This window comes from Paenibacillus sp., from assembly GCF_048976745.1.
In the GTDB taxonomy this organism is placed as follows: Bacteria; Bacillota; Bacilli; order Paenibacillales; family Paenibacillaceae; genus Paenibacillus.
This window is the reverse complement of the sequence record NZ_JBHGUU010000006.1, coordinates 1120863-1134655: the sequence shown is the minus strand read 5'-3', so window position 1 is coordinate 1134655 and position 13793 is coordinate 1120863. Positions and strand designations below refer to the sequence as shown.

Here is a 13793-nt window from a genome sequence, read left to right as displayed (position 1 = left end):
TCATTTTATGTCCTGGCACATATAACAGATATAGCGCATTGTTAAGATCAAATAACGCAATCCAAACAGATGGTATTCCTGCTGTTTGAACGACAAAAAAACTGATTCAGGTATGCTGAATCAGTTTTTTGTCGTTATGTTTAATGCACGATTCTTATGAATAAAATGGAACGAATAGATCAGGAATCTGCTTTAAAATCGCTAGAAACATGAACGAAAGACTTGCTGCTAATCCTTAAAGTGTCAATCCACCGTCTGCTACTATGATGGAGCCTGTCATATAACTGGAGCCGTCCGATGCGAGGAATGCTACGAGTTCAGCAAGCTCCTCCGGCTCCGCAAAACGCCCGATCCTCATATTTGGAAATTCTTCGGGCATATACTCGCTTTCTTGCAACATTTGGGGAACAGCTGCGGTCAGCGTAGTGGCTACACCCCCAGGGCAGATGGCATTTACCCGAATGCCTTTTCTGACGTACTCAATCGCTGCGGCTTTTGTCAATCCAGCAACACCGTGTTTACTCGCTGTATAAGCGGCCAGACTGTGCTCAGCTCGAAGCGCCGTGGTTGACGCGGTATTAATCACATGGCCGTAGCCTTGTTGAACCATCACATTAAGCGCATGTTTCATCCCCAGGAAAATCCCCTTCAAGTTGACGTCAATGATACGGGAGAAATCGTTCAGGGATGTTTCATGAAAAGGCTGGAATTTCTGGATGATCCCCGCGTTGTTGAAAGCAACATCGATTTTGCCAAACGTTTCAACTGCTTTTTGAATATAGTTTTCTACATCCTCTTCCTTGGATACATCGGCTTGAACAAAAATGGCCTCGCCATCTTGCTCTTTCACAAGCTCAAGTGTCTCTTCCCCTGTTGTTACGTTGTAATCCACCAGAACAAGCTTCGCTCCTCTCGCTGCCATCAACACTGCACTTGCTCGGCCAATACCGCTGCCAGCACCTGTGATGGTAATCACTTTGCCTGCCAGCGAATCGGATTTGGTGTTCACAGCTTTGCTCGCTTTAGGAGCCTCTGCGGATTCAAAGGTTACGTTAGCAAGATCCGCTTTGAGGGCGGACAAAATGTCTTCCGGCAGTTCGACCTGTGGAATGGCTGCGAGCTGATCCAGTGTAAATTGGGAAGCCATTTTGAATGATGGCTCGTTAATGAATTCAGGCAGATGTTTCGTAAGCAATGCTGTTGCTTCTTCATTATTCAATAGTTCCGAAATTTTAATGTTATCATTGTAAGTTGTCATGGCTGTTTCCTCCGAATTTTTATTTGATAGTGTTGCTATTATATAGATATAAATACTATCATTATATGTCGATTTTTGCAATTCGTCGTTTTAATAGATTTGGAACGATTCCGAAAATGATTGAAGGGCTTATCTCGCTTATACTATGTGCCTTTAGACTTTTACCGGAATAGACTGTAGGGCATCGTTAAGCTGCTTTTGCTCTTCCTAAGACAACAAATCTCCGCCATAACTTAAAATCGTGCAAAGTGGCACCTCCCATCGCATCAGGGTGTGGAGTTTCTCCGTGTTTAGATTAACCGATTGTATTTTCATGAGAAATATAGTCTCCTTAACTCAGTGAATTGGCAAAGCTACAAGGATACTTCTATTGTAGATTTCATGTGAGGCGATCGACTATAACGCGATGCAAAGATCGTGTAGCGTAATTCAAGTTCATTGCTTCTATAAGCAAAAAACCGCGAAATCGCGGTTAAGTGTGGCTATCCTGTCGTATAAAGTGTGATATTGGATTTAATGGTATTAAAAGGAAACGGGGAAATCGTAAAGTCCGCGAATAATCATGCCTGGACGCCATTCCAGTGAATCCGGCTGTGCCTTGAATTGAATATTCGGCATTTTACGAAGCAATGCGTTTATGGCGATCTCTCCTTCAAGTCTGGCGAGCGGGGCTCCAAGGCAAAAATGAACACCTTTCCCAAAGGCAATATGATTATTGACCTTCCGTGTGATATCAAATGCATCCGGGTCTGCGAACTGATTCTCATCCCGGTTGGCTGAGGAAAAGGAAACAAAGAGCATTTCTCCCTTTCGGATATGCTTGCCCCCAAATTCGACATCCTCGGTAGCCCAGCGAATATTACTCACCTCAGCAGGTCCGTTATATCTCAAGATCTCTTCAATGGCCGGTCCAATCATGTCTGGCTTCTCCAGCAGCAAGCGCTTCTGCTCCGGATTTTCGAGCAAGGCCAGTATACCGTTGCCAATCAGATTTACAGTGGTTTCATGTCCTGCAATGATCAGGACAAAAACAAGGGCATACAATTCCTGTTCGGACAATACGTCCCCTTCCTCTTCAACATTGATGAGGTCACTAATCAGGTCCTCCTGAAGAGATTGTCTCCGTTCTGCAATGAGCCTCTGTAAATATTCGACAAAAGCACGCATGACTTGATCACTCTGTTCACTCATTTCAGGGTTATTGAAACCTTCCATAATTGTATTGGACCATTCTCGGAACTGCTCCTGATCTTCATGAGGAACCCCTAACATTTCGCAGATAACAATGATTGGCAGAGGAAAGGCGTAGTCCTCGATCAGATTCATTTCTCTTTTACCTGTGGCGAGTACTCCATCAAGCAAATCTTCACTAATTTCATGGATGCGACCACGGAGGCGTTCGATCATACGTGGTGTAAAGGCCTTCTGGATCAACCTTCTTAATCGGCGATGGTCCTCCGGCGTCACACTAAGCAAGTTGCGAGAGATGATCTCCTGATGCGGTGGAGCTGAGCCGTCAGCTTCTGGCAGATACGGAGAGTTGGTTACAAAGCGCTTGTTGTCCTGCAAAATGGCAGAGGCCTCATCGTAGCCAGAGACTAACCAGGCAAAGTGGCCGCTTGGCAGAAGAAAACGGTGTACCGGATCTTCTCTGCGTAACTCTTCATATACCGGAAACGGATTTTGGATAAAAGCTCTATCCATAAAATCAACCTTGGACTTGGGATCGTTTTTGCTCTCGTTCGTAAACATCATAACGCCTCCTAAATGATAGAGTTGATATCAATACAATATGAATTCTATCATTATACTAATCCGCTTTCAAATTTTGATGAAATAGTTATTTTCTACTAATCAAAGATGCACACAAGATCAACTTGTGTGCATCGGTATGAAAAGATTTTCATTTAAAAAACGTCACCCTGTTTTGGTATCTACGAGCAATGAATTATTCTATACAAGTTGTATGGTCTCCAGCTTGAGATCGAGCTGGTCAAGTTCTTCCTCTGGCGTGCTGAACGAAGGATAGGTGGATAGATCACGCAAACTTGCTTCCCCCATCGGGCCAATTGTCCCCGGGTCCAGCGAAGCCAGCACCGGTGAAAACTCTTGTAGCATACTCCGGCTATGTTCGTTACGAAGCAGTACATTCAGAGGTGTACGGGTGCTTAACGTTTGTTTGTATGGCACGGACGGTACATAAATGAAATCATACGTACCACTCACTACTTCGATGATGACTTCATCTTCACCCTGAACGACAGTTAAACCTGCATTTGAAAGTGTAATTCCGTTCATCATCACCTGATCAACCACGGCGCGTGGCAGCTTGATCGTTGCTGTTGCATTAAATGGAATAGAAAAGCTTAAATACAGCTTACCTGCTTCATCAAACCTCCATTCACTGCGATAAGTTCCTGCAGCGGTGTCAATGCGGCCTTTAGTCCATTGGATTCTGAAATCAGGCATTGGTGCCAGCAGTGCATGGCGGAAGCCAGGCTGATTCTCTACTGGATTGATTCCAGCCATATGACGATACATCCATTCAACAACGGCACCGTAGGCATAATGATTCAGCGAGTTCATGCCATTTTCACTAATTGTACCATCTGGCAAAATGGAGTTCCAACGCTCCCAAATTGTTGTTGCACCCATATTGACGGCGTACAGCCAGCTTGGATAATCATCATTGAGCAGAAGTGTATAGGCGATATCATTGCTGCCGTGCGCTGATAACACTCGGTTTAAATAAGGCGTACCTACAAAGCCGGTTCTCAGATGATTTTGATCTTTTCGTACACGCAAGCGAATATCTTCTGCGATCCGAGCTTTGTGTTGCTCAGGAACGAGATCCATATACAACGCTACAGCGTATGCGGTCTGTGTATCTACTGCCAGACGTCCATTCGCAGTAAAGTATTCCTTCAGAATTGCAACTCTAACCTCTTGTGCCAACTGCTCATAGGATGCGGCAAGATCATTGTTTCCAAGCACTTTGGCAGCTTTGGCTACGATATCCGCTGAGTATGCATAATAAGCTGAAGCGATGAAGAAATTGTCGGTCCCGCCCATCGGTGAGTTCGGATCATCTCCATCTAGCGCAAGCCAGTCACCAAAGTGAAAACCTACCTTCCACAAGCGTGTACCGCCGGATTCGTCATCCGAACGCTTGATATAATCCACCCATGCCTTCATGCTGTCAAACTGCTGCTCCAGAATGGACGGGTCTCCGGAATGCAGGTACGTATTCCACGGAATAATGGTTGCCGCATCTCCCCAGGCGCTGGACCCTCCGCCCTGCACACGTCCAACCGGAATGACCATCGGAACCATACCTTCCCGATCCTCCTGTTCCATCCACAGATCATATCCATACTTGTTAAAAAAGGCATACGTATCCATATTGTAATTTGCTGTACCGGAGAATACCTGTGCATCCCCTGTCCAGCCCATGCGCTCATCGCGCTGTGGACAATCGGTAGGGGTATCTAGGAAGTTTCCCTTTTGCCCCCAGAATGCATTCTCGAACAAACGATTCACGCCAGCATGACTGGTTTCCAGATATCCGGTACGTTCCATATCCGAGTAAACAACACAGCCTGTGAAGTCGTTCAGATTCAGTTCGCCTGCCCAACCTTCAACCTTAACATATCGGAAACCGTAAAATGTGAAATACGGACGCACAATAGCTTCTTCTCCGTTTGCTATATAGATGTACTCCGCCTTAGCCGAGCGAAGGTTCTCCCGGTAGAAATTTCCTTTCTGCAACACTTCGCCATATTGCAAATGGATGAGCGTTCCGCTTGGTGCCGTAGTACGGAATTGTAGCCAGCCTACCATATTTTGACCCATATCAATGACCGTTTCTCCCGCAGGCGTGGTCAAAATTTCGATCGGCTTTAAAGTTTCCTTGATCACGACCGGAAGACTTTTTCTTGCTTGCAGGCGCTCGTAACCCAGATCACTTTCCCGAACGGGGAAAGTCTCGTTCGCCTCCAATGTGGCATCATAGATTTCTCCGTCATAGATGTTTCCGTCCAAGACATTCGAGCGGATGGCATGCCAAGACAGATCTGACGGTACAACGTCTTCTGTTCCATCCGGATAAGTAATCACCAGCTCGGACAGCAATGCAAAATGATCACCATATAAATTGGCAGTGGTATCTCCTTCGAAACCAAACCGTCCCTTATACCAGCCATTCCCCAAACGAACATCTATCGCGTTGGCCCCTTCTTGCAGCAGGTCGGTAATATCGTAAGTTTGATACTGAAGCCATTTGTGATAGGCATTATAATGAGGGGCCAAGTACTCATTCCCAGCCCTGACTCCGTTTAGTTCCAATTCGTATACTCCCAAACCACAGATGTACGCCCGTGCTTTGGCGATGGGACCTTTGACTTCGAACGTTTTTTGGAGGACTGGATGAATCGTCGGTTCCAGCTCAGGTGTAATCCACTTTGCTGTCCATGGCTCATCCTGCTTCGCCGTTTCAAACCAAGCTGCTTTACTGGTCGCCTTTTCTCCAAACTCATTCCATACGCGAACTCTCCAGAAGTAACGCGTCCGTGCAGCCAATTCCAGATCCGGCGAATAAGCGAGCGAATCAATATCCTCTTTTATTCCGCTATCAAATACAAGTTCTGCAAAGGATTCGTCCCGTGCAATTTCTACCTGTGCCGCGATCTGCTTAGTCGCAGTTGTATCCGTGACAGTATACGAAAAAGTTGGCTTGGTTATCGCAAAACCGAGCGGATTAATGATGTGATTTGTTTTCATATGAGTAATGTTCATCGATGAAACCTCCCCCTGTAGATTACCTTTCAGACCGTTAAAATATCCTGTTTTAAGGCTGAGTCTGTGCCGATTGGTACCATTCCTTCACTTCTTTCGTGATCTGCTTTCCACCGGAATCCAGCCATTTTTTCACGAAATCATCGAATACCTCCAGCGGCTCCTCTCCATAAATAATGGAGTTGAAGGTATCTAGTTCCATTTTTTGCAAATAAGTATTTCGAGCTTGCATTGTTTTTGTCGGGGGCCCCTGAAACAGATTGACTTGATCAATCTGTCGCTGTCTGGCCTCTACAACGTTGGCCTTCATAATGGGATACTGCTTCTCATCCTTAGGGTCAATTCCCATACTGAACAAGATGGCGCGATCATGCGAGCTGAGCTCTTCTCCCTTGCCCATTCTCAGAAGAGCTGCTCTGAATCGGGAAGGGTAACTCGCATATTGTCCCATGAGGGTATATTTGAACGTTACCACTTTCCCGCCGGGAATATCGCGGCTGTCACTATCCACCGAACCATCCGGGTTCAGCACATAATCATATCCATTCTGATACGCACTCAGATAAAACGGATTATCAGTCACCGTAGCCTCAAACAGATAGTTCTGATACTTGAAAAAAGCCTGCAAGGCTTCTTCAGAAATGTCAGCGCTGATCATTATAGCTCCGCTGTATGAGTTTCCTTTGAATCTAGCCGTGGTTCCGTCCATTCCTGCAGGAATCGGATAAGGTACAAACTCAGCCTTCGGATCCTTTTCATTAAGTTGTTGCAGCGGATAATCTCCAAACCAGCGGGGACCAGCTACCATGCCAACTTTGCCATCAAGTATATTTTTATTGACCTGATTGAAGTCCTGCAGAGCTATGTTATTGCCCACATAACCTTTTTTCTTCCAGTCTTGCAGTTTTGCCAGCGCGTTTTTGATCTGAGGCTGGATACTTCCGTACACGAGATTGCCCTGTGCATTCTTGCTCCATATACTTGGGATCGCTCCATACGCACCAAATACCCAGGATATGTCTCCTATAGGCGAGGCAAGATACTGGTCCTTGATTGCAAAATCAATACCGTAGGTATCCTGTAAGCCATTACCGTCTGGATCGTCATAGGTAAAGGCTCTCATTATCGTTTCCAGTTCGTCGAGTTTGCTTGGAGCCTTCAGGTTCAGATGATCTAGCCAATCCTTGCGAATCCAGAGTACGGACTGCGAGGCTTGCTCCGTAATGATCGGAATCGCCATCCGCTTCCCTTCAATCTCAAAGGGCTTCCAAGCCTCTGGCACTTCAGCCATTGCCGCTTTCCAGGTGGATGAAGCATATCGATCAAAGGCTTGTCCAGCGTCCAACAGTTTGCCTGAGATCATATATCCATTGATCGTGTCCATGACGCTGGATGAGAACACATCAGGTAACGTATTGTCGGCAGAGAGCATTAATCGAAGCTTCATATCGTAGTCATCGACAGGAGCACTCCATTTGGTCCGGATATCCACGCCAAGCGTTTCTCTGGCCCAACGAATATGGACATTATCCGCAGCAGTTTCGCCTTTTTTGTAGATTGTGGTTGGATCATTCATTTTGACCGTTGTTACGATCACACCTGTTCTTACAGGCTTAGGCTCCTTTGCTTTACCACTGCAAGCGGCGGTAAACAGAATCAAACAAGCAACAGAAAGAGAAAGGTATATTTTGCTACAGTTCATGCGAAATGCGCTCCTTCATCTAATTCAACTTCATCATATCGTGCCAGTTATACAGTCGAAATAACGCTTTTTCAACATGGGATAATTCATTCTTAACCTTCATCTATATTACTTTCCGAATCACTTGTATTTCATCTAATGCCAGCCTACAATAAGATGAATTTACATCGTTGGCAGGAGGCGTTAAGGGTTGAAAAAGAAATACAGGACCTTTATCAACATGGTGACCATCACGCTGATTATGCTTGTCGCCGTCTTAGTCATGTATACTTTCTCGGTTCAATCCAGTCTGGATACCGTTCAAAAGGATATTGAAACAAACAATCTCAATCGCGTGCAGTTTGTTGTTAACTCACTCGATCAGAGCATAAATCGGCTGAATATGTTATCTATCTCAATGGAAACAGACAATTCTATTGCCCTACTGCGATCTATTGACGTGATGAGTTCCTTTGAGCAAGTGCAGTTGATTCAAAATGTTGCTGCGAGAGTCAATCTGCAAAGTCTTTCCGAAGGATGGAATAACAAAATATCGATCTACTCGGTTCTGTTGAATCAATGGATCATTGCTTCAGAGTTAAATATGAATATTCCCTCTGTAAATTCACTGAAATCAGGTTGGAACTATGATGCAGCTACAGCCAAATATTATAAATACAAGGTCAGTCCACAGATCATTATTCGGTTGGAGTTCCCGCGCAGCAATCTGGAGGATATAGTTGAGAACTCGCATCAGGGCGAGAATGAGACGTTGTTTTATTACCCGAACGAGCAATTGATCACTCGCAAAGAGGCCAATCCGGTTATCCCTCTTATCATGAAGGAGCTAATCGGTCATCTACAACCATCCTCTGGTACAGAAACCATTTCGGTTAACGGAGCCCAGTACATTGTCAATTATGTTTACTCTCACCAGCTCGGCTGGTATTTAATTGATTTTATGCCACTTGATAAAGCTTTGAAGCCTATACGAATGACCCAATTCTGGTTTTACTCTGCCTGTGTCATGCTGTTTATGGCGGGTGTCACGATTATCGTTGTTCTTTTTCGCAAGGTACAGATTCCCATACTTGCTCTATTAAAAGGTGTTCGTCTTTTGAAACATGGCGACTTTTCTTATCGGATTCAACGACAGAGTGGTAATGAATTTGATTATTTATATGGTCAATTCAACGATATGGCCGGACAGATTGAGGATTTGATTGAAAAGGTATATAAGGAAAAAATCGTCGCTCGCGAGGCTGTGTTGAAACAACTACAAGCCCAGATTAATCCTCACTTTTTATATAATTGTCTCTTTTTCATTAATAATATGACAAGATTGGGCAATGAGGAAGCAGTTACTGCGATGACCCAGAACCTGGCCGAATATTTCAGGTACACCACGCGCCTTGATGAGCCGATGACCCATTTGGAAAAAGAGTTGGGAATTGTCCGCAATTACCTTGAGATACAGAGCTTACGTATGGACCGTCTCTCCTATCAGATCGATCTTCCGAGTGAGCTGAGGTCTGTTCCAATTCCCAAGTTACTCATTCAACCATTGGTAGAGAACAGTATTATCCACGGCATAGAAGCCAAGCGGGATTCTGGTTCCATCCAAGTCTCCGTTGAGCGTACGGAACATGGGATTTGTATTGTGGTGGATGATGACGGAAAAGGCATGACGGAGGATGAAATTAACGCACTTAAGGCAAGAATAGCCGAGCCGCCTGTGGACACGATGGGATGCGCGCTTTGGAACATTGCGGAGCGTCTACGTATTCATGATGCTACCCATTCGGGTATCCAGTTTGAACAGAGCCATCTTGGGGGTATCCGTGTCCGATTAAACTGGTCGCTCGGTACATCGAAGCTTGAAGAAGACTCTTTATAATAGAACAAAGCCTCTGATCATCACTTCCAGTGACGGCAGAGGCTTTGTTTGGGTTCAGATTGCTTTTTCGATTACAACGGCAGAACGAAACCTTGCGTTGACAGAAAAGAGTCTAGTTTGATAGCATAGTTTGAGTTCATTCCAACAAGGAGGTTTTTACAATAGAACCCCGTCAACGGCTTCAACAAGAGCGCAGTGACCTCAAAACAAGAAGACGAGCAGCTATAATTGAAGCAGCTAAAATAGCTTTTTTGAATAAAGGCTTCGAGCAAGCGACCATGCAGGATATTGCGGACGAGGCAATTCTGGGGGTGGCAACAATCTTCCGCTACTTTCCACGGAAAGAGCAGCTTATTGTCGCCGTAGCTTCAGATATTGTTCAGTCCGAGGTGTTGGTATTCTCCGATATTATCAGAGGTGAAGGCACTTGCTACGACAAACTTGGCCGCCTTTTCGATACGCTTGTTTTTTTCCAACAGCCGGAAAGTCAGCGAAGCTCCAAATTAATAGAAGCTTTCGAGTGTTATGTTGCAATGTCCAAGTCCCCGTTGGAGGATATTGAGATGTATCATTCCAACTACCAACAGATTATCACGCTTTGTTCTGAGCTGGCTGAGCTTGGTAAAAAGGATGGATCTGTTCGTAACGACGCCAACGTGGTTGAAACGATTAACACGATGATTAATGTCTTCGGAAACTTCTCCAAAAAAACCGCGATGCTCCATGGCATTGAAGCCTTCCAAACGCAAGTGGACGAATCCGAACAATTTCACATCCTCAAGACGATATTTTTGGATCATCTCAAGCCCTGAACAGCGGCTCCGATTTTAAAATATAGCTGATAGCTATGCTATGAGGACCGCTGTGAGAGCAGATAGAACAGCCTCCTTCGATGATGTGGACATGTTAAATGGAGGTTTGTTCCTGAATGAAGTTGCGGACCCACTCCGCCTTCTTCTCCTCTAGTGTCTGAGCAAAATGACCTGCGCGTGATCAATATGGTGGATCTGACTCAGCATGTCATGTAACAGCTTGTTCACGACTTTGTCCCTGCTGCCTCTGTATCTGACTCCGGCATGAACCAGTCCATCTTCTGATGCGAATCAGAAGATGGACTGGTTCATTTGTTGGCATTGTCTGGGGTATTGGATGAGTGATGTCCTTGAGCATCTTTCATCACAGACTCTCCCTCGATATCAATGTCAGGCAACAAACGATCCAACCATTTTGGCAAATACCATGCACTCCGACCCATGAGTACCATCAGCGCTGGAACAAGGGTCATTCTTACGATAAATGCATCAACAAGGATACCAAACGCCAGCGCAAGTCCCATCGATTTGATAATCGTATCCTCTGCAAAGATGAAGCTGGCAAATACTGCGATCATAATCAATCCAGCAGCCGTTACTACAGGACCGCTATGGGATATACCACTTCGTACCGATTTTACAGCATCTCCGGTATGTGTATAATCCTCACGCATCCGGCTAACAAGAAACACCTCATAGTCCATCGCCAGACCAAACAGAATACCTGTAACCAGAATTGGCAGGAAACTTAGTACAGGTCCTGGCTCAGGGATTCCGAAGAAACTTCCCAGATAGCCATCCTGTATGACCCAGACAATAAAGCCGAGCGATGCACCCAGAGTGAACAAAAATCCGGCCACAGCTTTGATTGGAACGAGAATGGAACGGAATACAAGCATGAGCAGAACAAAAGCAAGACCGACAATCAACAAAGCGAACTTTGGTAAAGCCTCGGACAGCTTCTCTGAAATATCGATATTAACGGCAGTTCCACCTGTAACCATGATCTCGACATCATGTTCCTTAAGCACCTGCTCTGCCTGATCACGAATCGATTGTACGAGTTCGGTTGTTTTAATATCATTTGGTCCTGATTTGGGCAACACCGTAATAATCGCCGTAGTACCTGAAGGACTTGGAATTTGCGGAGCTACAGAGGCTACATCCGGAAGTTTGCTGATGAATGTGGTTGCCTTTGTAATCTCTGCCTGTGCCTCCTCACTGTTTGCAGCCTTGGCAACAACGATGAGCGGACCGTTAAATCCTTTGCCGAAACCTTCAGAAAGCAGATCATAACCTCGGCGTTCTGTCGTTTCTTTGGATTTCAGACCATTATCCGGTAGGCCAAGCTGCATATGTGTGAATGGAACGGTACACACCGCCAGAATCGCAATACACAGAATGGATGTGAGCCATGGCTTGCGAGTAACCATTTTGCCCCAACGATTTTCTGCTTCGGCAGATTTTTTGCGACCAGACCACTTGCGCAGCCATTTGTTCTCACGAGCAGGATGGATGCGATTTCCTGCTGCTGCCAGCAGCGCCGGGGTAAATATAATAGCGATCAATACAGCGATCAGTACGCTAATTGCCGCAGCAAGTCCCATCATGGTAATGAATGGAATCTGTACAACGGACAGCCCTACGAGGGCGATAATAACGGTTAAGCCTGCAAATACAACGGAACTGCCTGCTGTTGCATTAGCTTGTGCAATAGCGGTAGTCCGATCATAACCTGCGGCCAATTGCTGCCGATATCTGGACATAATGAACAAGGCGTAATCGATCCCTACCGCAAGTGCAAGCATAACAGCCAGCGTAATGGAGAATGAAGCCATCGATACCGTATTGGAGCCGATGATGATAATCATGAGTCCTATGCCAAGCCCAACTACCGCAGTCAAAATGGGAAGTCCTGCGGCAAGGAAAGACGTAAAGGTGAACGCCAGAATCACAAATGCAATCAGGATACCAATCACCTCGGACACGCCGCCAATTTCAATCTCTGAAAAGGCTACGCTTCCTGCAAGTTCGGTTTGAACCCCCTTACCACGTAGTGTATTGACAACATCAAGGATATGCTCTTTGGACGTCTCACTTACATCTGCGGCTGGCTGCGTATATGTAATATCCGCATAACCAATCTCTTTGTTTGCACTGATCGTTCCCCCATCATAGGGATTAATAACGGCTTTTACGGAGGAGTCGGATGTAACCTCTTTCAGCGCTGCGAGAATTGCTTTTTGGGTGGCATCGGATTCTAGCGTGCCCTTCTCCGATTTAAATACCATTCGAACCTGTCCACCATCATCTGATGACGGGAATTCCTGCTTCAATACATCGGCTGCCTGTTCGGACTTTGTTCCGGGAATCGTCATCTCTCCGGTAAATGAGGTTCCCAACCCCATGCCGATTGCTGCCAACAGTAGCAGGATGACAAGCCCTCCTGTGATTACCCCTTTTTTCTTGGCTACAGCCCATTCACCTAATCGATACAAAAATTTAGCCATGTATATGGATAGCTCCCTTCTAATCTGAAACTCAGGTTCTCTTGTTCGGACAACCTCATGACATCATCATAGTGGAAACTAAAACAAAAAAAATCGTACGTAGGGGCATGCCCTTCATGTACAATCGGGTAGAACCAAAGGGCAGCCTGTATAAGGCTGCCCTTTGAAATATATCTATTATTCTGTTTACTACAGGTGCAGAATGCCTCTCTCTACGGATACAGCAACCGCTTCGGAGCGCGAGTCTACCCCCAGCTTATTATAGATATTAGTCAGCTGAGCTTTTACTGTTCGTTCTGCAATGCCCATATCAAATGCGATCTCCTTGCTTCGCAGTCCGCGAGCGACTGCCTGAAGAATTATAAGTTCTTTTTCTGTCAGTAATGTATCTTTGTGCTTGTTTACCACCGCTGGCTTCTGGTGAAAGGCAAATACCCTGGCCGAAATTTCAGGTTGCAGTAATGTTTCACCGCGAAGGGCCGACTCCAGCGTACGGAATAAGTGATCACGACTTGTATCCTTGAGCAAATACCCTTTGGCCCCCAGCCCAAGCCCGTTGATCATCAGTTCATCCTCATTGTAGGTTGTCAATATAATAACCGGAATGTTGATTTGTTTTACGTTCATCTGTTTCAACGTATCCAGACCGCTCAAGCCGCCAGGCATGTTCAGGTCCATCAGGATGACATCAGGCTGAAGTTCCTGCATCAGCTCCAGCGCCGTGTGTCCCTCTGCAGCCTCGCCAATCACTTCATAATTGTCATCCGTCCCCAAAATCATTTTGATGCCTTCACGTACGACCCAGTGGTCATCTACAATCAGAACTTTATGACTCATTGTT

At 45.6% G+C, this 13793-nt stretch carries 8 protein-coding genes; 2 read left to right on the top strand and 6 right to left on the bottom strand.

What is annotated here, in order from left to right; translation table 11 throughout:
• Positions 1-235: 235 nt before the first annotated feature.
• From ACE3K2_RS11575 to ACE3K2_RS11560, 4 genes are all read right to left on the bottom strand, one after another.
• Positions 236-988: an SDR family NAD(P)-dependent oxidoreductase gene (locus ACE3K2_RS11575; protein ID WP_421891188.1), complete on the bottom strand. Its 753-nt coding sequence runs from the start codon at positions 986-988 to the stop codon at positions 236-238.
• A gap of 792 nt (positions 989-1780) precedes the next feature.
• On the bottom strand, positions 1781-3013 hold the full coding sequence (locus tag ACE3K2_RS11570; RefSeq protein ID WP_421889927.1) for a cytochrome P450 family protein: 1233 nt from the start codon (positions 3011-3013) through the stop codon (positions 1781-1783).
• 198 nt (positions 3014-3211) lie between these two features.
• Positions 3212-6052 (bottom strand): family 78 glycoside hydrolase catalytic domain, encoded by a 2841-nt coding sequence (locus ACE3K2_RS11565; RefSeq protein WP_421889925.1) that lies wholly within the window; start codon positions 6050-6052, stop codon positions 3212-3214.
• Positions 6053-6104: 52 nt separating this feature from the next.
• Positions 6105-7754, bottom strand: a complete 1650-nt coding sequence (locus tag ACE3K2_RS11560; RefSeq protein WP_421889923.1) for a hypothetical protein — start codon at positions 7752-7754, stop codon at positions 6105-6107.
• A 190-nt stretch (positions 7755-7944) separates the two neighbouring features.
• On the opposite strand from ACE3K2_RS11560, the gene ACE3K2_RS11555 reads away from it, so the two are divergent.
• Positions 7945-9630: a sensor histidine kinase gene (locus ACE3K2_RS11555; protein WP_421889921.1), complete on the top strand. Its 1686-nt coding sequence runs from the start codon at positions 7945-7947 to the stop codon at positions 9628-9630.
• A gap of 161 nt (positions 9631-9791) precedes the next feature.
• On the top strand, positions 9792-10442 hold the full coding sequence (locus ACE3K2_RS11550) for a TetR/AcrR family transcriptional regulator (protein ID WP_421891185.1): 651 nt from the start codon (positions 9792-9794) through the stop codon (positions 10440-10442).
• A gap of 308 nt (positions 10443-10750) precedes the next feature.
• On the opposite strand, the gene ACE3K2_RS11545 is transcribed toward ACE3K2_RS11550, so the two are convergent.
• Together ACE3K2_RS11545 and ACE3K2_RS11540 are read right to left on the bottom strand one after the other, a co-directional pair.
• Positions 10751-12952 carry an MMPL family transporter gene (locus ACE3K2_RS11545; protein WP_421889919.1) on the bottom strand — a complete coding sequence of 734 codons (2202 nt, stop codon included), beginning with the start codon at positions 12950-12952 and terminating at the stop codon, positions 10751-10753.
• A 189-nt stretch (positions 12953-13141) separates the two neighbouring features.
• Positions 13142-13789, bottom strand: a complete 648-nt coding sequence (locus ACE3K2_RS11540) for a response regulator (RefSeq protein WP_421889917.1) — start codon at positions 13787-13789, stop codon at positions 13142-13144.
• Positions 13790-13793 lie beyond the last annotated feature (4 nt).

What these genes read in the sequence shown, in the direction of transcription:
- ACE3K2_RS11570 (WP_421889927.1), bottom strand. Translation starts at nt 3,013, where the DNA reads ATGATGTTTACGAACGAGAGCAAAAACGATCCCAAGTCCAAGGTTGAT.
- ACE3K2_RS11565 (WP_421889925.1), bottom strand. Translation starts at nt 6,052, where the DNA reads ATGAACATTACTCATATGAAAACAAATCACATCATTAATCCGCTCGGT.
- ACE3K2_RS11560 (WP_421889923.1), bottom strand. Translation starts at nt 7,754, where the DNA reads ATGAACTGTAGCAAAATATACCTTTCTCTTTCTGTTGCTTGTTTGATT.
- ACE3K2_RS11545 (WP_421889919.1), bottom strand. Translation starts at nt 12,952, where the DNA reads ATGGCTAAATTTTTGTATCGATTAGGTGAATGGGCTGTAGCCAAGAAA.
- ACE3K2_RS11540 (WP_421889917.1), bottom strand. Translation starts at nt 13,789, where the DNA reads ATGAGTCATAAAGTTCTGATTGTAGATGACCACTGGGTCGTACGTGAA.